At 73.3% G+C, this 18330-nt stretch carries 18 protein-coding genes; 11 read left to right on the top strand and 7 right to left on the bottom strand.

Going from position 1 to position 18330, the window contains the following annotated elements; translation table 11 throughout:
* The first annotated feature begins 108 nt into the window (after positions 1–108).
* The 9 genes from HEK131_RS15830 to hypA all read left to right on the top strand — a co-directional run bounded on the left by HEK131_RS15830 (position 109) and on the right by hypA (position 7343).
* Complete coding sequence (locus HEK131_RS15830; RefSeq protein WP_217462335.1) at positions 109–765, top strand: DedA family protein; 657 nt, start codon at positions 109–111, stop codon at positions 763–765.
* A 122-nt stretch (positions 766–887) separates the two neighbouring features.
* A complete protein-coding gene (locus HEK131_RS15835; protein ID WP_244335798.1) occupies positions 888–2360 on the top strand; it encodes a hypothetical protein in 1473 nt (490 codons plus the stop codon).
* Positions 2361–2444: 84 nt separating this feature from the next.
* The gene (locus tag HEK131_RS15840) at positions 2445–3536 is read left to right on the top strand and encodes a hydrogenase expression protein HypE (protein ID WP_217462333.1); all 1092 of its coding nucleotides are present in this window, start codon (positions 2445–2447) and stop codon (positions 3534–3536) included.
* 69 nt (positions 3537–3605) lie between these two features.
* Positions 3606–5399 carry a nickel-dependent hydrogenase large subunit gene (locus HEK131_RS15845; RefSeq protein WP_217462332.1) on the top strand — a complete coding sequence of 598 codons (1794 nt, stop codon included), beginning with the start codon at positions 3606–3608 and terminating at the stop codon, positions 5397–5399.
* The gene (locus HEK131_RS15850; protein WP_244335799.1) at positions 5392–5961 is read left to right on the top strand and encodes a NifU family protein; all 570 of its coding nucleotides are present in this window, start codon (positions 5392–5394) and stop codon (positions 5959–5961) included. Before HEK131_RS15845 ends, HEK131_RS15850 begins: the two co-directional genes overlap by 8 nt.
* A complete protein-coding gene (locus HEK131_RS15855; RefSeq protein WP_244335800.1) occupies positions 5958–6548 on the top strand; it encodes a DUF5947 family protein in 591 nt (196 codons plus the stop codon). Before HEK131_RS15850 ends, HEK131_RS15855 begins: the two co-directional genes overlap by 4 nt.
* Before the next feature lie 20 nt (positions 6549–6568).
* A complete protein-coding gene (locus HEK131_RS15860; RefSeq protein WP_161148790.1) occupies positions 6569–6775 on the top strand; it encodes a hypothetical protein in 207 nt (68 codons plus the stop codon).
* A 21-nt stretch (positions 6776–6796) separates the two neighbouring features.
* Complete coding sequence (locus tag HEK131_RS15865) at positions 6797–6988, top strand: hypothetical protein (RefSeq protein ID WP_217462329.1); 192 nt, start codon at positions 6797–6799, stop codon at positions 6986–6988.
* A gap of 7 nt (positions 6989–6995) precedes the next feature.
* A complete protein-coding gene (gene hypA / locus HEK131_RS15870) occupies positions 6996–7343 on the top strand; it encodes a hydrogenase maturation nickel metallochaperone HypA (protein WP_244335801.1) in 348 nt (115 codons plus the stop codon).
* 63 nt (positions 7344–7406) lie between these two features.
* Here hypA and hypE read toward each other — a convergent pair whose 3' ends face one another.
* The 7 genes from hypE to HEK131_RS15905 all read right to left on the bottom strand — a co-directional run bounded on the left by hypE (position 7407) and on the right by HEK131_RS15905 (position 15409).
* Complete coding sequence (hypE, locus tag HEK131_RS15875; RefSeq protein ID WP_217462327.1) at positions 7407–8477, bottom strand: hydrogenase expression/formation protein HypE; 1071 nt, start codon at positions 8475–8477, stop codon at positions 7407–7409.
* Complete coding sequence (gene hypD, locus HEK131_RS15880) at positions 8470–9615, bottom strand: hydrogenase formation protein HypD (RefSeq protein ID WP_244335802.1); 1146 nt, start codon at positions 9613–9615, stop codon at positions 8470–8472. Before hypD ends, hypE begins: the two co-directional genes overlap by 8 nt.
* Complete coding sequence (locus tag HEK131_RS15885; RefSeq protein ID WP_217462325.1) at positions 9612–9902, bottom strand: HypC/HybG/HupF family hydrogenase formation chaperone; 291 nt, start codon at positions 9900–9902, stop codon at positions 9612–9614. Before HEK131_RS15885 ends, hypD begins: the two co-directional genes overlap by 4 nt.
* Positions 9903–9949: 47 nt before the next feature.
* Positions 9950–12301 carry a carbamoyltransferase HypF gene (hypF, locus tag HEK131_RS15890; RefSeq protein WP_244335803.1) on the bottom strand — a complete coding sequence of 784 codons (2352 nt, stop codon included), beginning with the start codon at positions 12299–12301 and terminating at the stop codon, positions 9950–9952.
* Positions 12298–13047 (bottom strand): hydrogenase nickel incorporation protein HypB, encoded by a 750-nt coding sequence (hypB, locus tag HEK131_RS15895; RefSeq protein ID WP_244335804.1) that lies wholly within the window; start codon positions 13045–13047, stop codon positions 12298–12300. The genes hypF and hypB overlap by 4 nt, the downstream gene beginning before the upstream one ends.
* A gap of 62 nt (positions 13048–13109) precedes the next feature.
* On the bottom strand, positions 13110–13703 hold the full coding sequence (locus HEK131_RS15900) for a hydrogenase maturation protease (protein WP_217462322.1): 594 nt from the start codon (positions 13701–13703) through the stop codon (positions 13110–13112).
* Positions 13700–15409 carry a hydrogenase maturation protein gene (locus HEK131_RS15905; RefSeq protein ID WP_244335805.1) on the bottom strand — a complete coding sequence of 570 codons (1710 nt, stop codon included), beginning with the start codon at positions 15407–15409 and terminating at the stop codon, positions 13700–13702. Before HEK131_RS15905 ends, HEK131_RS15900 begins: the two co-directional genes overlap by 4 nt.
* A 210-nt stretch (positions 15410–15619) precedes the next feature.
* Between HEK131_RS15905 and HEK131_RS15910 the strand changes: the two genes are divergently transcribed.
* Both HEK131_RS15910 and HEK131_RS15915 read left to right on the top strand, forming a co-directional pair.
* Positions 15620–17044 (top strand): carotenoid oxygenase family protein, encoded by a 1425-nt coding sequence (locus HEK131_RS15910; protein ID WP_244335806.1) that lies wholly within the window; start codon positions 15620–15622, stop codon positions 17042–17044.
* 98 nt (positions 17045–17142) lie between these two features.
* Positions 17143–18324, top strand: coding sequence for an AI-2E family transporter (locus tag HEK131_RS15915; protein ID WP_217462319.1), 1182 nt, complete (start codon positions 17143–17145; stop codon positions 18322–18324).
* Positions 18325–18330 lie beyond the last annotated feature (6 nt).

Consider the following 18330-nt stretch of genomic DNA (forward strand, 5'->3'; position numbering starts at 1 on the left):
CCGGGCGGGGACAGAGGGTGCGCACGCCGGAACGAGCGGGCGCGCGCGCCCGGTTCACGTGACACTGGGTGTCGGACGACCGATCGGCGGGCCGGGAGGCGATGGGCGGTGAACGCCGTCAACCCTACGGACAGCGCGTCGCTGCTGGCCGCCTTCGGCGCCCTGGGCGTGCTGGCGGTGACCTTCGCCGAGTCGGGGCTGCTGGTCGTCGGCTTCTTCCTGCCGGGGGACACGCTGCTGTTCCCGGCCGGGGTGCTCTGCGCGGCCCAGCAGGGCGGGCAGCCGCCCCGGCTGGTGCTGTGGCAGGTGATGCTGTGCGCGGCCGTGGGCTCGGTGGCGGGCGCCCAGGTGGGATTCCTCATCGGGCGGCACGGGGGCCGCGCGCTGCTCACCCGCACCTCCAGCCACCGGGTGAAGGAGGGCGCGGCGCGGGCGGAACGGCTGCTGGCCCGGTACGGGTACCGCAAGGCGCTGGTGATCGGCCGGTTCGTGCCGATGCTGCGGTCCGTGCTGCATCCGGCCGCCGGGGCGCTGGGCGTGCCGGTGCGGACCTTCACCCTCTGGCAGACGATCGCCGGGATCCTGTGGTCCCAGAGCCTGGTGCTGGCGGGCTGGGCGCTGGGCTCGTCGGTCGACCACGTGGACGACTACCTGCTGCCGCTGATCGCGGTGGTCGTCGCGGTCTCCCTGCTGCCGCTGCTGGTGGAGGCGGTCCGGTCCCGGCGAGGCAAGGACCGGGACGGCCAGGGCGACACCGGCGACTAGCCGCCCCCTCCCCGGACGTCACCCGCCCGGCGCAACCGGCGTCCGCCTAAGGAGCGAGGCCCCGTGAGCGGTGTGACCGTGGTGGAAGAAATGGCTCCATGCACCGACGGCGAGGAGGCGGCATGGCTGACACGGGAGGCGAGGGCGGCGCGGCATGCGTCGTCGCGCCCGGCCGGGACATCCCCGAGGGGCTATCCGGCGATCCGTTCTCTCAGGTGAGCGCCGTCGCGGACGCCGTGCTGTACGAGGGCTACCTGCTCTACCCCTACCGCCGTTCCTCGGCGAAGAACCGGGTCCGCTGGCAGTTCGGGGTGCTGCTGCCGCGTGACTGGGTGGAGGCGGACGGCCCGGTCACCGAGGGGATCTCCGGTTCGGCGGACTCCTGGTACCAGCGCACCGAGTGCCTGGTACGGGCGCCCGTACCGGGCACGGTGCTGCGGGTACGGGTGCGCTACCTCCAGCTCCAGCGCAAGCAGGTCGAGGCGCTGGGCGAGGACGGGCGGCACCGGTCGGTCGAGACGCTCCACGCCGAGGACGGCACGGCGCACCTGAGCTTCGACGAGGCGGTGCCGTACGAGGTGGACCTGGCCTGGCCGCTGGACGAGCTGCTGCGCGGCCCGCGCACCGCCGAGGTCACCGCGCCCGCCGCCGTCGACACCGAGCCGCTGGACGCCGGGCGGGTGGTGCGCCGTCGCGCAGAGGTGCGGGCGCGCACCACGGTGGCGGCCGAGCGGCTCGCGGACGGCCTGTACCGGCTGTGCGTACGCACCGAGAACGCGGGCGAGGCGCCGGACGCCCGCTCCCCGCGCGCCGAGGCACTGCGGCTGGCGCTGCTCGCCGCGCACACCCTGCTCGGCGGCGAGGGACTGGAGTTCGTGTCGCAGACCGACCCGCCCGCAGCGCTGCGGGAGCGGGCACGCGGCTGCCGCAGTGCCTTCACCTTCCCCGTGCTCGGCGGACCGGCCGGGGAGGGCGGGGACGGTGCCACCGGACCCGTGGTGCTCTCCGCGCCGATCATCCTCCCCGACCATCCGCAGGTGGCTCCGGAGAGTCCGGGCGATCTGCACGACGCGGCGGAGATCGACGAGATCCTGACGCTGCGCACGATGCTGCTGACCGACGAGGAGAAGGCGGAGGCGCGGGCGACCGACCCGCGGGCCGCGCGCATCCTCGACCGGGTCGACACGATGCCGCCCGAGGTCTTCGCCAACCTGCACGGGGCGATCCGCTCGCTGACCCCGGCCGCGCCCGCGCCGGCAGCGCCCGAGGCGCGGCCCGCCTGGTGGCAGGAGGGCGGCGACGCCGGGCTGTCCCCGACGACGGACACCGTGCTGGTGGACGGTGTCGCGCTCGGCACCGGCAGCCGGGTGCGGCTGAACCCGCGGCTGCGCGGGGCGGACGCCCAGGACATGTTCCTGGTGGGGCGTACGGCCGAGGTGGCCGGGGTCTTCCACGACGTGGACGGCAGCGTGCATCTGGCGGTGACCGTCGAGGACGATCCGGCGGCCGAACTGCACGGCTGGTACGGCCGTTTCCACTACTTCCGGCCCGACGAACTCGAGCCCCTCGGCAGCGGCACCGCACCGCGCCCCTGAGCCCCGCCGGACCCCGGCCCCGGACGCCCCTGACGGCGACACCCACTCCCCAGCGGCCGACCGACCGCAGCGAAGGCAGGCGACATGACCAGCGAGAGCCACACCACCGCGGCCCGTGAGCGCATCGAACGATCCGAGGAGCACGAGGGCATAGACGAGATCACCATCCTGTGGATCTCGGAGGGGATGAGCTGCGACGGCGACACCGTCTCCCTCACGGCCGCCATGCAGCCCTCCATCGAGGACGTGGTCCTCGGTCTGATCCCCGGACTGCCCAAGGTCAACCTGGTCAACAAGGTGCTGTCGCCGAGCCTGGGCGGCGAGGACTTCCTCACCCCCTACCGGCAGGCGGCGCGCGGCGAGCTGGACACCCCGTTCATCCTCGTCATCGAGGGCTCGGTGCCCAACCAGGACATCATCGAGGGCGACGGCTTCTGGACGTCGTTCGGCAACGACCCCGCGACGGGGCAGCCGCAGACGATCAACTGGTGGATCGACCAGCTCGCCCCGAAGGCGTGGGCGGTGGTCGCGGCCGGCACCTGCGCCACCTACGGCGGCATCCACGGCATGGCCGGCAACCCGACCGGCTCGATGGGCCTGGGCGACTACCTGGGCTGGGACTACAGGTCCACGGCCGGGCTGCCCATCGTCAACGTGCCCGGCTGCCCGATCCAGCCCGAGAACTTCATGGAGACCCTGGTCTGGGTGCTCCAGCACGCCGCCGGTGACGCGCCGCCGCCCCCGCTGGACCACATGCTGCGGCCGCAGTGGCTGTTCGGCAAGACCGTCCACGAGGGCTGCGACCGGGGCTCGTACTACGAGCAGGCCGACTTCGGCCTCGACTACAACTCCCCCAAGTGCATGGTGAAGACCGGCTGCTGGGGACCGGTCGTCAACTGCAACGTGCCCAAGCGCGGGTGGATGGCCGGGATCGGCGGCTGCCCGAACGTCGGCGGCATCTGCATCGGGTGCACCATGCCCGGCTTCCCGGACGCGTTCATGCCGTTCATGGACGAGCCCCCCGGCGGCACCCTGTCCTCCATGGTCATCAAGCCGTACGGCGCCATCATCCGCCGACTGCGCGGCGTGACCAACGAGATGGTCAACCACGAGCCCAAGTGGCGGCACCGGAAGAACAAGCTGACCAGCGGTTACGACCCGTACTGGCGTCCCTGACGCCGACCCGGCCGCGACGCGCGCCCACCCCCGCCCGCACCACCCCGACAGTGAGGGGCAGTACCGCAGATGACGACCACCGAATCCCGGCCCACGGGACGCAAACCCGCCCAGATCGTGGACATGTCGTGGGACCCGGTCACCCGGATCATCGGCAACCTGGGCATCTACACGAAGATCGACTTCGCCAACCGGGAAGTGACGGAGTGCCACAGCACCTCGTCGCTGTTCCGCGGCTACTCGGTCTTCATGAAGGGCAAGGACCCGCGTGACGCGGGCTTCATCACCTCGCGCATCTGCGGTATCTGCGGGGACAACCACACCACGTGCTCCAACTACGCCCAGCAGATGGCGTACGGGATCAAGCCCCCGCCGATGGCCGAGCACATCACCAACCTCGGCGAGGCCGCCGAGTACATGTTCGACCACACGATCTACCAGGACAACCTGCTGTTCGTGGACTACTGCGAGGCGATGGTCAAGGCCACCAACCCCGGTGTCCTGGCCCGCGCCGAGCGCACCGCGTCGCCGCGCGGCGACATCCACGGCTACCGGACCATCGCCGACATCATGCGGTCGTACAACCCGTTCGAGGGCGAGGTCTACAAGGAGGCGCTGAAGATCAGCCGGGTCACCCGCGAGATGTTCTGTCTCATGGAGGGCCGCCACGTCCACCCCTCGACGCTGTATCCCGGCGGTGTCGGCACCATGCCGCAGCCCGGCATCTTCACCGACTACCTCAGCCGGCTGATGCACATCATCGACTTCGTCAAGAAGTCGGTGGCGATGGCCGACGACATCTTCGACTTCTTCTACGAGGCCCTGCCGGGCTACGAGGAGGTCGGCCGGCGCCGCATCCTGCTGGGCTGCTGGGGCGCCTGGCAGGACCCGGCCGTAGCCGACTACCGCTACGCCACCATGAACGAGTGGGGCAAGGCCATGTACGTGACGCCGGGAGTGATCGTCGACGGGAAGCTGGTCACCAACGACCTGGTCGACATCAACCTGGGCATCCGCATCATGCTCGGCAGCTCCTTCTACGACGACTGGGTCAACGAGCAGCCTTTCGTCACGCACGACCCGCTGGGCAACCCGGTCGACATGCGCCACCCGTGGAACCAGACCACCGTCCCGGTGCCGCAGAAGCGGGAGTTCGACGGGAACTACAGCTGGGTGATGAGCCCGCGCTGGTACCACAAGGAGACGGACAAGCACCTCGCGCTGGACACCGGCGGCGGCCCGCTGGCGCGGCTGTGGTCGACCGCGCTGAGCGGCCTGGTCGACACCCGGTACGTCTCGTCGGGCGGAGGAAGCGTCCGTATCCAGCTCCCCAAGGGCGAGTCGCTGCCGGAGACCACGCTGGAGTGGCGCATCCCGCAGTGGAGCAACACCATCGAGCGCGGCCGCGCCCGGCCCTACTTCGTGGCCTACGCGGCCGCGATGGCGCTCCAGTTCCTGGAGGAGTCCATGGAGCTGCTGCGGGCGGGCGAGACCAAGGTGTTCCAGGACTTCGAGGTCCCGGACGAGGCGATCGGCTGCGGCTTCCACGAAGCCGTGCGCGGGGTCCTCTCGCACCACCTGGTGATCAAGGACAAGAAGATCGCCAACTACCACCCGTACCCGCCGACCCCGTGGAACGCCAGCCCCCGCGACATCTACGGCACCCCCGGCCCGTACGAGGACGCCGTCCAGGGGCAGCCGATCTTCGAGGAGAACGGTCCGGACGACTTCAAGGGCGTCGACATCATGCGCACCGTGCGCAGCTTCGACCCCTGTCTGCCGTGCGGTGTCCACATGTACATGGGCAAGGGCAAGACGCTGAACGTCGTGCACTCCCCCACCTACGGCGCGAACCATGGCTGACGGCGCCCGGATCGCCGACCCGGCCGTCGAGGCCCGCCTGGCCCGGCTGGACGAGCTGCTGGAGCGGCTGGAGTCCGGCGGCGAGTCGGCCGAGGCGCTGGAGTCGGTGGGCCTGCTGACCGAGGTGTACGGCGAGGCGCTGGCCCGGATGCTGGACGGCGCCGACGCCGCCCTGCTGGACCGGGTGACCGGCGACGAACTGCTGGCGCATCTGCTGGTGCTGCACTCCCTGCACCCCGACCCGCCGCAGCGGCGCGCCGAGCGTGCGGTGGAGCGGTTGCGGCCTGCCGTGCGCGAGCGCGGCGGGGACCTGGAGTGGCTGGGCGTCGAGGGTGACGTGGCCCGTGTCCGGGTCGACCCGGGCGGCGGTGGCTGCGGCTCCGGGTGCGGTGCGGGTGGCGGGGACGTGACCGAGGTGGTGCGGGCGACCGTGCTGGCCGCCGCGCCGGAGCTACGGGCGGTGGAGGCCGTCACGGCCGAGCGGGCGAAGCCGCCCGCCTTCGTGCCGCTCGCCACGCTCACCACCCGGCGGGGCGCGGAGCGGCCGCAGGAGGCCCGGTGAGCGGGGCGCTGGCCCGGCTGATCCGCTCCGGCCCGGCCCTGGCCGGGGCCGGGCGGCCGGAGGTCTGCGAGCTGTGTGCCGCGCCGGTGGCCGAGGAGCATCCGCATCTGTTCGAGGCGGCGGCCGACGCGGTCCGCTGTGTCTGCGGTCCCTGCTCGGTGCTGTTCTCAGAGCAGGGGGCGGGCGGTGGCCGCTACCGGCCGGTGCCGCGGCGCCGGGTGCGGCTCGCACCGGTCGACACGGCCGCGCTGGGCGTGCCGGTGGGTCTGGTGTTCTTCGTGCCGCGCACCGACGGCACCGTCACCGCGCAGGGGCCGAGCCCGGCCGGGGCCATGCGGTGGGAGGTGGACGCGGACGCCTGGCACGGACTGGCCGCCACGTGTCCGCAGCTCGCCTCCGTGGTACCCGACGTGGAGGCGCTGCTGATCAACACGGTACGCGGCCAGAAGGAGCACTGGATCGTACCGGTCGACGACTGCTTCCGGATGATCGCCCTGGTCCGCACGGAGTGGCGGGGGCTGTCCGGCGGCGGCCGGGTGTGGCCGGTCGTCGAACAGTTCTTCGCGGAGCTCACCGAGCGTTCGTGAAGCCCCGAGAGGAGACGATCATGGGCAGGATCAGAGTGGGCCGTCCCCAGGTGAAGCCGGACACGCCGACGCACGTGCCGGGCCTGCACGAGGGCAACCAGGGCCCCTACCAGGAGCAGACCGGGCACCACGAGGACGGCACCGCCGACGCGAGCCGCTCCACGGGTATCCGCAGTAAACGGCACGACGCCATCCTGGACGTCATGCCGAACATCCCGCCGGCCTGAGAGGGCAGGAAAGTGAGCGCCATGAAGGTCGAGAGAGCCGTGCGAGAGGCGGAGCGGACCGTGTGGACGGGGCGGCGGGTGCTCGTCGCCCAGGCCGCCGTGCTGGCCGGTCTGACAGTGCTGCTGCTCGTGAAGGAGGTCCCCGGCATGATCCGGGAGATCAAGATCTACCGGATGACCGGGGGCCTGCGCACGGCCCGCCGGCACCCGTGAGGCACAGGTGCACGAGCTGTCGATCGCTACCGCGATCGTGGAGCAGGCCGGGGAGATCGCCCGCGCGGACGGCGGCGGGGACGTCTCCTCGGTGACCGTGCGGGTCGGTGAGCTGGCGGGTGTGGTGCCGGACGCGCTGTCCTTCGCCTTCGAGGTGGCACGTGACGGCACCTCGCTCGCCTCGGCCGACCTGGTGGTGGAGCAGGTGACGGCGGTGGCCTGGTGCGGCGGGTGCGCCGAGGAGTTCGCGGTGGGCATGCCGCCGTTCTTCTGGTGCCCTGTCTGTGACCAGCCGTCACAGGATCTGCGCAGCGGACGGGAGTTGGAGATCACCGCCGTGGAGTCGGTGCCCTGATCCCCGAACGCACCGAAACGGCCCCGCCCTTGGCCGGACGGGGCCGTTCGCGCGTGTCCGGGGTCAGCAGATGCGCGGCAACTGCTCCCCGAGCGGCAGGTCGAGCACGCGGGTGCCGCCCAGTCCGGTGGCGACGGTGACCATGCCGGGGTGCTCTGCCACGCACTCCCCGATCAGCGCGGCTCCGGAGCCCTGCGGGTGGGCGCGCATCGCGGCGAGTACGGCGTCGGCGTGCTCGCGGGGGACGAAGGCGACGAGCCTGCCCTCGTTGGCGACGTAGAACGGGTCCAGGCCGAGGAAGCCGCAGGCGTTGGCCACCTCGTCCGGCACCGGCACGGCCCGTTCGGTGATCCGGACCCCGGTGCCGGAGGCGCGGGCGATCTCGTTCAGGGAGGCGCCGAGCCCGCCCCTGGTGGGGTCTCGCAGGACGTGCACGTCCTTGGTGACGGCGAGCATGCCTGCGACGAGTCCGGCGAGCGGGGCGGTGTCGGAGGCGATCTCGACGCCGAACTCCAGCCCCTCCCGCACGCTCATCACCGCGACGCCGTGCAGCCCGATCGGTCCGCTGACGATGACGGCGTCACCGGGCCGGGCGCGCTGGGGGCGGATGTCGACGCCGTCGGGCACGAGGCCGACGCCCGCGGTGGTGACGTACACGCCGTCGCCGTGGCCGGACTCGACCACCTTGGTGTCGCCGGTGACGACGGTGACGTCGGCGGCGCGGGCGGCGGCGCCGAGGGCGCGGGCGATCCGTTCGACGACGGCGAGTTCGACGCCCTCCTCCAGCACGAACGCGGTGGAGAGGTGGGCCGGGCGGGCGCCGCTCATCGCCAGGTCGTTCACGGTGCCGTTGACGGCGAGGTCGCCGAGGCAGCCGCCGGGGAAGAACAGCGGGCGCACCACGTAGGAGTCGGTGGAGAACGCCAGCCGGGCGCCCCCGAGTTCGAGTACGGCGGAGTCGGCGAGCGCGGCCAGGGTGGGGTTGCCGTAGGCGGGTGCGAAGACCTGGTCGATCAGCTCGGCGGAGAGGGCGCCGCCTCCGCCGTGGCCCATGACGACCACGCCCTGGTCGCGCAGGGGGGCGGGGCAGGTCCAGCCGGCCGGGTCGACGGGGGCCTCGGTGAGGTCAGCCAACGGGGTTCATCTCCTTACCCGGAACGCGCGATCCGCTCGGCGTCGGACCGCCTTCCATGCGGCGGTACAGGTAGTAGGCGGCGCAGGCTCCCTCGCTGGAGACCATGGTGGCGCCGAGCGGGGTGCGCGGGGTGCAGGCGTTGCCGAACGCCTCGCACCCGGTGGGCTTGATCAGGCCCTGGAGCACCTCTCCGGCCCGGCAGACGGCGGGCTCCTCGGTGCGGATGCCGGTGACGTCGAAGCGGTGCTCGGCGTCGTAGGCGCGGTACGCCTCCGACAGGCGCCAGCCGCTGCCCGGGATGCGGCCGATGCCGCGCCAGTTGCGGTCGACCACCTCGAAGACGTCCTCCAGCATGCGCAGGGCGGCGGGGTTGCCCTCCTCGCGGACGGCACGCGGGTAGGCGTTCTCCACCCGGTGCTCACCGCGCTCCAGTTGGTGCACGGCGCGGCGGATGCCCTCCAGGATGTCCAGCGGTTCGAAGCCGGTGACCACCATCGGCACCCGGAAGCGCTCGGCCAGCTCCGGGTACTCGGCGGTGCCCATCACGCTGCACACGTGACCGGCGGCGAGGAATCCCTGCACCCGGCACTCGGGGGCGGTCATGATGGCCTCGATCGCCGGGGGCACCCGGACATGGCTGACCAGCAGGCTGAAGTTGTCCAGGCCGAGCCGGCGGGCCTGGTGGACGGCCATGGCGTTGGCGGGGGCGGTGGTCTCGAAGCCGATGGCGAAGAACACCACCTGCTTCTCGGGGTGCCTGCGCGCCAGTTCGAGCGCGTCGAGCGGGGAGTACACCACGCGTACGTCGCCGCCCTCGCCCTTGACCCGGAAGAGGTCGCGGTCGGTGCCGGGCACCCGCAGCATGTCGCCGAAGGAGCAGAAGATCACCTCGGGGCGGGCGGCGACCACGAGCGCCTTGTCGATGACGTCGAGCGGCGTGACGCACACCGGACAGCCGGGGCCGTGGATCAGCTCGACCTCGTCGGGCAGGAGCTGGTCGATGCCGTGCCGGATGATGGAGTGGGTCTGGCCGCCGCACACCTCCATCAGCGCCCAGGGCCGGGTGACGGTGGCGCGGATCTCGTCGAGCAGGCGGCGCGCCAGGCCGGGGTCGTTGAACTCGTCGATGTACTTCACCGGTTCTCGACTCCGCTTCCCTGTCGCTCGGCCTGCGCCCAGGCGTCGCCGAACTCCTCTTCCAGCAGACCCAGTTGCTCGAACAGCTCCAGCGAGGCGCGGGCCGACTCCTCGTCGAGCCTCTGCAGGGCGAAGCCGACGTGGACGATGACGTACTCCCCCACCTTGACGTCGGGCAGGTATTCCAGGCACGCCTGTTTCTGTACTCCGCCGAAGTCGACGAGCCCGGTGAGCGGGTCGGCGCCGTCGTCGATGGCCACGACCTTGCCGGGCACTGCAAGACACATGGGTCACTCCGTCTCGTCTGGGGTGCGCTGATGGCCGGGTCGGCGGATCAGCGGGCTCGGGCAGGCCGAGGCGCGCGGGCGGCGACCATGAGCTGGCCGAGGGCCAGGCCGCCGTCGTTGGGGGGCACCTGGCCGTGGCGCAGGACGGTGAAGCCGTCGGCCGTGAGCCGGGTGGTGCTGTCCTCCTCCAGCAGGGCGTTGGCGAAGACACCGCCGGTGAGGGCCACGGTGCCGAGCCCGGTGGCCTCGCGGGCGCGGCGGCACAGTTCGGCGACCGCCCCGGCGACGCCCCGGTGGAAGCGGGCGGCGAGGACGGGCGCGGGCACGCCCCGGCGCTGGTCGGCGAGGAGGGCCCGCAGCACCGGCGCGGGGTCGACCCGCGGACCGGGCGGGAAACCGAAGGCGTACGCCCCGCTGTCCGCGTCGCGCGCTTCGAGTGCCAGCGCCTCCAGGGCGAGCGCGGCCTCGGCCTCGTGGCCCGCGCGGTGGCAGGCTCCGGTGAGGGAGGAGACGGCGTCGAAGAGGCGGCCCATGCTGCTGGTGGGCACGCAGGCGATCTGATGGGTCAACTGGCCGTGCAGCACCGAGAGTTCGGTCTCGGTGCAGGCCGCGACGCTGGGCAGGTCCGGTGTCCAGTCGAGCCCGGCCGCCCAGAGCCGGGCCAGTGCCTGCCGGCAGGGGTTGGCGACGCCCGCGTCCCCGCCGGGCAGCGGGGCGGGGACGAGGTGGGCGAAGCGCCGGTGGCCGGTGTAGTCGGCGAGCAGGATCTCGCCGCCCCACACGGTGCCGTCGTCGCCGTATCCGGTGCCGTCGAAGGCGACGCCGATGACGGGGGTGGTGCCGTCGAGACCGTGTTCGGCCATGGCGGCGGCGATGTGCGCGTGATGGTGCTGGACCCGCTCCGGTTCGGGCAGCCCGGTCTCGGCGGCGCGGCGGCGGGCGTGTGCCGTGGAGTGGTAGCCGGGGTGCCGGTCGGCGGCGATCAGGACCGGGGTGACGCCGGTGAGGCCGGTGAGGTGGGTCTCGACGCGGCGGGCGGCGTCCAGGGTGGCGAGGTCGCCCATGTCCCCGATGTGCGGGCCGAACCACGCCTGGTCGTCCTCGCCGAGGCAGAGCGCGTTCTTCAGGTCGCCGCCCACCGCGAGCGCCGGCCTGACCGGCACCGGGAGGGTCAGCGGGCGGGGTACGTGTCCGCGGGAGCGGCGCAGGAGTTGGACGGTGCCGTCGGGGCGGACCCGGAGCAGGGAGTCGTCGCAGGGAGCGGCGATGGTCCGGTCGTGGGTGAGCCAGGCGTCGGCGAGTCCGGCGAGCCGGATCAGCGCTTCGGCGTCGTCGGTGACGATGGGCTCGCCGGAGCGGTTGCCGCTGGTCATGACGAGCGCGCGGGGTCCCGGAGCGTCGCCGGGGAGGCCGAACAGCAGGGTGTGCACGGGGGTGTAGGGCAGCATGACGCCGATGTGGGGGCTGCCCGGCGCGATCTCGTCGGCGAGGCGGGGGCCGTCGCCGGGGGGACGAGCGCGCAGCAGGACGATGGGGCGCTCGGGCCCGGTGAGGGCGGCGCGTTCGGCGGCGCCGAGGACGGCGACTCGTTCGGCGGTGGCGAGGTCGGCGCACATCACGGCGAACGCCTTGCCGCCGCGTTCCTTGCGGGCGCGCAGGGTGGCGACGGCGCGTGGGTCGGTGGCGTCGCAGGCCAGGTGGTAGCCGCCGAGGCCCTTGACCGCGACGATCCGGCCCTGGCCGAGCAGGGCCCGCGCGGTGCTGAGGGCGTCGGCGTCGCGGGCCGGGCGGATGCCGGTGCCTGCGGCGGGGACGAGGCTCAGGCCGGGGCCGCAGTCGGGGCAGGCGACGGGCTGGGCGTGGAAGCGCCGGTCGAGCGGGTCGCCGTACTCGCGGGCACAGGCGGGGCACAGCGGGAAGCGGGCCATGGTGGTGGCCGCGCGGTCGTAGGGCATCGCGGTGGCGATGGTGAAGCGGGGGCCGCAGTGGGTGCAGGTGACGAAGGGGTGCCGGTGGCGGCGGTCGGCGGGGTCGGCGAGTTCGCGCAGGCAGTCGGCGCACGCAGCGGTGTCGGGCGGCAACTGGGTGCGGCCCGTGCTGTGTCCGGTGGCCTGGATGGTGAACGCGCCGGTGGTGCCGGTGGGCACCAGGTCCTCGTGGGCGATGCCGGTGACCGAGGCGAGCGGGGGCGGGCGTTCGGCGAGCAGCTCGCAGAACCGCTCCACCTCGGCAAGGGGGCCCTCGATCTCGATGAGGACGCCGTCGGCGGTGTTGCCGACGAAGCCGGTGAGGGCGAGGCCGGCGGCGAGCCGGTGCGCGTGGGGCCGGAACCCGACCCCTTGCACCGTGCCCCGCACGGTGAGGCGGCGGCGCACCCGGCCCGTCGCGGGGGCCGTCATGAGCGCGGGGCGGCGGCCGGGTGGTGGTCGTGGGAGTGCCCGGCGTGGTCGTGGCCGTGCGGGCCGGGTGCGAGCGGCGGGCGGTGGGCGGGGGGTGCGTGGCGGACGGCGAGGGCGCGCTCCAGCAGGGCGTCGACGCCGTCGCCGCTGCGGGCGCAGGTCCGTACGGTCTCCACGCCGGGGTTGACCCGCTGGACGTTGGCCCGGAAGGCGGCCTCGTCGAAGGCGGCGGCCTGGGCGAGGTCGGTCTTGGTGATGGCGACCAGGTGGGCGGAGCCGAAGGCGGTGGGGTACTTCAGCGGTTTGTCCTCGCCCTCGGTGACGGCCATCAGGGAGATCCTGAGGGTCTCGCCGAGGTCGTAGGAGGCCGGGCAGACGAGGTTGCCGACGTTCTCCACGAACAGCACCTCGGTGTCGGCGGGGAGCCAGCCGTCGAGGCGGTCGCGGACCTGGCCGGCCTCCAGGTGGCACAGTCCGTCGGTGAGGAGCTGCTGGACGGGGGCACCGGAGCGGGCGAGGCGCTGGGCGTCGTTCTCGGTGGCGAGGTCGGCGGTGAGCGCGGCGACGGGGACACCGCGCTGGACGGCGCGGGCCAGGACGCGGCCGAGGAGTTCGGTCTTGCCGCTGCCGGGGCTGGACAGGAGGTTGACCACCGTGACACCCCGTTCGGTGAGGTCCTCACGCAGACGGGCGGCGAGATCGTCGTTCTTGGCCAGGACGGCCTGCTTGACGTCGGACCGGCACATGGGCACAGCTCCTCGGGAAGATCGGGCAGGCCCTGGGCCGTGCCGGGCACGGCCCAGGGATCTCACCGATCTTCGGCTCCGCCCGCCCCGAGGCCGGGCAGCGCAGCCGCGTGCGGGGGCCCTGATTCCATCGGGCGGCCCAACGGGGGCGCGGATGCGGCCGGATCGGCCAGCAGTACGGGGACGAGCGTGTGCAGCGCGTCGACGGCACGCTCGACGGCCTCGCGCACGGGTTCGCTGAGTCCGGGGGCGATGTCCTCGTCGGCGCTGGGCAGCACGGCGGGCTCGCAGGCCAGGACGAGGACGCGGGGCAGGGGTTCGTCGCCCAGGTGGGTGGCGAGGGCGAGCACCTTCTGGGGGTCCATGCCGTGGGCCTCGGGAACCACGGTGTCGTCCGGCGGTTCGGCCTCGACCAGGGACAGCGTGCCGGGGCGCTGTCCTCGGGGTGCGGCGTCGACGAGGACGGCGGTGGCGCAGCCGCCGAGCAGGGCGTAGGCGAGGTCCATGCCCCGGATGCCGAAGTCCCGCACGTGCGCGCCGGACGGCAGGGGGCGTCGGTCGAGGGCGCGGATCACCTCGGGGCCGAAGGCGTCGTCGCCGAGGAAGATGTTGCCGACCCCGGCGACGAGCAGGGGTTCTGGGGTCTGGGGGGTCATCGTCCGTCTCCGGGGTGCAGGGGGCGCGTGACGTCCGAGGGGATCTTGCGGACGAACGCCGAGCGCAGGGCGTGGTAGGGCGCGGTGGGGTCGCAGAAGACGGCGTGCATGCGGGCGAGCTCGTCGCGCCGGTGGTCGGCGAGTGGCCGTAGCGCTTCGTCGGCGCGGCGGGCGGCGGCCTTGGCGGCGATCCGGTCGGCGAGACCGGGGGCGGCGGCGAGTTCGGCGGCCATGGCCTCGACGGTCCCCGCGAACTCCCCCGGCGCGGCCGGGACGAGACGGTCCACCAGGCCGAGCCGGACCCCTCGGGCGGCGCTGACCGGCAGCGCCTCGGCGGTCAGGCGGCGCGCGGTCTCGGGGCCGGTGCGGCGGGGCAGCGAGTACGTCCAGAACTCGGAGCCGTACAGGCCCATGCGCCGGTAGTGCGGGTTGAGCACGGCGCCGGTGCGGCACCACACCTCGTCGGCGGCGAGGGCGAGCATGGCGCCTCCGGCGGCCGCGTTGCCCGCGAGCGCCGCCACCACCAGCCGGTCGGTGGTGCGCAGTACGGCCTCGACCACGTCGTCCATGGCGACGAGGTTGCGCCAGGACTCCTCGCCGGGGTCGGGGGCGCCCTCGATGACGTTGAGGTGGATGCCGTTGGAGAAGAAGTCGCGGGCGCCGCCGAGGACGAGCACGGAGGTGGGGCGGGCGAGGGCGTACTGGTAGGCGGCGAGGAGTCTGCGGCACTGGTCGGTGCTCATCGCGCCGCCGGGGAAGGAGAAGCTGACGAAGCCGGTGGTGCCGTGTTCCCGGTAGCGGATGTCGGCGTAGGTGCGGCGGCCTTCGGGGAGGTCGAGCGGGGCCGGGATCTCGGGCGGCGCCGTGGTGTGCGGGGCCCTCCAGGAGGCGAGGACGGTGGCGGCGGGGCGGCGGAAGGGGGCCGGGTCGCCGGAGTTCCTGCGGGGGCGCAGCTCGGGGATCCACACGGCGCCGTCGCGGGTGGCGCGGCAGACGGCTCCGGCGCGGGTGGCGAGGAGGTCGCCGGGGCGGCCGCGCAGGTGGTCCTCGAGGTGGCCGCCGTGCAGGAAGACCTCGCGGCCATGGAGTTCGTCGAGGACGCCCGGCTGGGAGTCGGCGCCGCGCAGTTTGCGCAGCACGGTCGGGGTGTCGTCGCGCTCCCAGTCGATGCGGCGCCGCTCCTGGCGGAAGTGGTCGCGCCAGACGACGGAGGGCCAGTCGCCGGTCTGCGGGCGGGGTTTGTGGTCGCCCTCGGCGTACCGGCGCACGGCGCGGTGCAGGGCGGTCATGGCGGCGTCGGCCGCTTCGTTGCGGTACAGGTCGCTCTTGCCGGTGGCCGGCACGGGGAAGGGCTCGTCGGCCCAGACCGGGCCCGCGTCCATGCCCGCCTCGGCCTGCAGGACGGTGACGCCCCAGTGGCCGGCCTCCTCGGCGACGGCCCAGTCCAACGAGGAGGGGCCCCGGTCCCCCGGCGGGCCGGGGTGCACGATCAGGCAGGTGTACTCACGCCAGAGGTCCTCGGGCAGCGCCGTCTTCAGCATGGGCGCGACGATCAGCTCGGGACGCAGCTCGCGTGCGGCGGCGCGGACGGGGTCGGGACCGTGCGTGGCGAGTACGACGTCCACCCGGTGGCCGGCGTCCGAGAGTTCGGCGTAGGCGCGTTGGGAGAGGCTGTTGAACGCGCTGGCGACCAGCAAAATGTCCATGGGACCGTATGTTCGTCCATGTTCCGGGCGTCATGTAGGACCATCGGAACGTTTCCTCACCCCTACCAGGCGGATTCCGCTCATGGCGGGGCATTACCGGCTTCTCGACGCGGGCGTGCGTTCGGTATCCGGTCCGGAGTTCGGATGCGGAGGTGGTCCGGGCGGGTGACGATGGTGGGACGGCTCGTTTCCCTCCGCCGGGGAGGTCCCATGACCGCTTCCGCCACCGGGCGTTTCGATCCGGCGCGTGTGGCCGCCCTGTCCGGGCCGTTCGCACCCGTCGCCGAGGAGGTGGACGAGGTCTCCCTGGTGGTGGAGGGCGAGCTTCCTGAGGAACTCGACGGCGTCTACCTGCGCAACGGCCCCAATCCGCGCTTCACCCCCATCGGCTCCTTCCTGTATCCGATCGACGGCGACGGCATGCTGCACGGCGTGTGGATCGAGGGCGGCCGGGCCCGCTACCGCAACCGCTTCGTGCGCACCCCCGCCGTTCTCGCCGAGGAGCGGGCGGGACGGGCGCTGTGGGGCGGCATCGAGTCGATGATCACCCCGGACGAGCGGGAGGTGGGCCCCGCACTGGCCCACACCTTCCGGGACCTGCCCGACATCAACGTGGTCCGGCACGCGGGCAGGCTGCTCGCGCTGGCCGAGGCCGGCTGCCCGTTCCGGATGACCCCGGAGCTGGAGACGGCCGGCCGGGAGACGTTCGGCGGCGCCATGCCCGCCGGGATCACCGCGCACCCGAAGACCGATCCGGTCACCGGGGAGATGGCGGTGTTCTGCTACGCGATGGAGCCGCCCTACCTGACCTGGTCGCTGATCGCCCCGGACGGGACGGTGACCCGGGGTCCGGTGCCCGTCACCGGGGTCGACGAGCCGATGATGATCCACGACATGGCCCTCACCGGCCGCTTCCTGGTACTGGTCCTCGCCCCCGTCTTCTTCGACCTCTCGGCGGCGATGAGCGGCGGCTCGCTGATCGACTGGCGCCCGGAGGCGGGCACCCGCGTACTGCTGATCCCCCGCGACGGATCGCCGGTGCGGGAGGTGTCGGACGACGCCTTCTGGCTCTGGCACACCGTCAACGCCCACGACGAGGCCGACGGCACGGTGGTGCTGGAGTACGTGCAGTGGTCACGACTGTCCCTCGGCGACTCCGACGGCGGGCCGAACCGCAGCACCCTGGTCCGGGCGGTGCTGGACCCGACGACGGGCCGGATGCGGCGTACGACGCTGGACGACGCCCGGGTGGAGTTCCCGCGCATCGACGACCGCCGGATCGGCGCCCGGCACGGCCGGGTCGCCGTGGCCTGGGACAGCGAGTGCTCCCCCGGTCTGCTGCCGGTCGAGTTCGACGCGCTGCGCTGGTACGACACCGCCGCGCCCGGCGCCCCGTCCCGCGCCTGGTACGGCGGTGACCTGTCGGTGGGCGAACCGGCGTTCGCGCCCTCGCCGGGCCACGCGGGCGAGGACCGGGGCCACTGGCTGGCCTTCGCCACCGACCGCACGGACGGCAGCGCGCGTCTCCTGGTGTTCCCCGCCGAGGAACCGGAGAGCGGCCCTGTGGCCCGGGTGCGCATCCCGGTGCGGGTCCCGCTGGGTCTGCACGGCAACTGGCTGCCGACCGAGGAGTAGCCCACGCGGCCCAGTGGGCGTCACCCGCTGTCCGGTTTGCCCGTAGCGTCGGAGGTGATCGACGGTCAGCTCGGCGGGTGCGGAGGCGAGGCGGGCGCGTGGCGGCTGGTGACGGGCGGCGGACGGGGCACGGGCGGTCCACTCCGGCCGCGCGGGGCGCGGTGCCGGGCAGCCGTCCGGCGTACACCGTGCGGCTGCCCTCGGTGACCCGGTCCATCCCGCGGACCTCGGTGGCCGAACGGACCGTGGGCTGGCTGCGGATCGCCGCGGCCTACGCGTGGCGGCTCATCCTGGTCGGCATCGTCGTCTGGGGCATCTTCAGCGTGCTGGGCCGTTTCCAGCTCATCGCCGTCTCGCTGTTCCTGGCGCTGGTCGTGACTTCGGTGCTGCGGCCGCTCGCCGACCTGCTGAACCGGTTCATGCCCCGGCCGCTGAGCGTCGCCCTCGCCATCATCGGCAGCATCGTGCTCGTCCTGGGGCTGCTTGCGCTCGTGGGCAACGCGGTGGCGGGCGAGTCGACGCGGCTGAGCGGGGAGTTCCGGGGCGGGGTGCACCGGATCGAGGAGTGGCTGCGGCAGCCGCCTTTCCGGCTGAGCGCGGACCGGCTCGCCGCCCTCCAGCAGGAGGTGACGGACTATCTCTCCCGGCACCGGGCCAGTCTGTTCAGCAGTGCCGTGTCCGGTCTGGGCCGGGTGGTGGAGGTGATCACGGGCGGGGCGCTGGCGCTGTTCGCCTCGGTCTTCTTCATCCACTCCGGCGAGCGGCTGTGGGGCTGGGTGAGCCTCAGGCTGCTGCCGCGCGGCGCCCGTCCCGTGTGGCACCGCGCGGGTCACGCCGCCTGGCGGACCTTCGCCGGGTACACGCGGGGCATCATCATCATCGCCGCGACCAACGCGATCCTGGTCGGCATCGTGCTGTTCATCCTGCGGGTGCCGCTGGCGCTGCCGCTGACCCTGCTGGAGTTCTTCGCCGCGTTCGTGCCGCTGGTGGGTTCGCCGGTGGCGCTCGGGGTGGCGACGGTCGTGGCGCTGGCCGGGCGCGGTCCGCTGACGGCCGTCGCGGTGCTGGTGCTCATCGTGGTCATCGGCCAGTTGGAGGGGCATGTGCTGCATCCGCTGGTGATGAGCTGGGCGGTGCGGCTGCATCCGCTGGTCGTCGCGGTGTCCGTGATCGCGGGGAGCATCGTGGCCGGGGTGATCGGCGCCGTGGTGGCGGTGCCGTTCGTGTCGGTGGTGTGGGCGGTGCTGGGGGCGCTGCGGGCGCCTCCGCCGAAGGTGTAGGGCCCG

It is taken from the genome of Streptomyces seoulensis, assembly GCF_022846655.1.
Taxonomy (GTDB): domain Bacteria; phylum Actinomycetota; class Actinomycetes; order Streptomycetales; family Streptomycetaceae; genus Streptomyces.

Bases quoted from the DNA above. Each gene is read 5' to 3' on its own strand.
- HEK131_RS15835 (WP_244335798.1), top strand. From the start codon at position 888: ATGGCTGACACGGGAGGCGAGGGCGGCGCGGCATGCGTCGTCGCGCCC.
- HEK131_RS15840 (WP_217462333.1), top strand. From the start codon at position 2,445: ATGACCAGCGAGAGCCACACCACCGCGGCCCGTGAGCGCATCGAACGA.
- HEK131_RS15845 (WP_217462332.1), top strand. From the start codon at position 3,606: ATGACGACCACCGAATCCCGGCCCACGGGACGCAAACCCGCCCAGATC.
- HEK131_RS15850 (WP_244335799.1), top strand. From the start codon at position 5,392: ATGGCTGACGGCGCCCGGATCGCCGACCCGGCCGTCGAGGCCCGCCTG.
- HEK131_RS15860 (WP_161148790.1), top strand. From the start codon at position 6,569: ATGGGCAGGATCAGAGTGGGCCGTCCCCAGGTGAAGCCGGACACGCCG.
- HEK131_RS15865 (WP_217462329.1), top strand. From the start codon at position 6,797: ATGAAGGTCGAGAGAGCCGTGCGAGAGGCGGAGCGGACCGTGTGGACG.
- HEK131_RS15885 (WP_217462325.1), bottom strand. From the start codon at position 9,902: ATGTGTCTTGCAGTGCCCGGCAAGGTCGTGGCCATCGACGACGGCGCC.
- hypF (WP_244335803.1), bottom strand. From the start codon at position 12,301: ATGACGGCCCCCGCGACGGGCCGGGTGCGCCGCCGCCTCACCGTGCGG.
- hypB (WP_244335804.1), bottom strand. From the start codon at position 13,047: ATGTGCCGGTCCGACGTCAAGCAGGCCGTCCTGGCCAAGAACGACGAT.
- HEK131_RS15900 (WP_217462322.1), bottom strand. From the start codon at position 13,703: ATGACCCCCCAGACCCCAGAACCCCTGCTCGTCGCCGGGGTCGGCAAC.
- HEK131_RS15905 (WP_244335805.1), bottom strand. From the start codon at position 15,409: ATGGACATTTTGCTGGTCGCCAGCGCGTTCAACAGCCTCTCCCAACGC.
- HEK131_RS15910 (WP_244335806.1), top strand. From the start codon at position 15,620: ATGACCGCTTCCGCCACCGGGCGTTTCGATCCGGCGCGTGTGGCCGCC.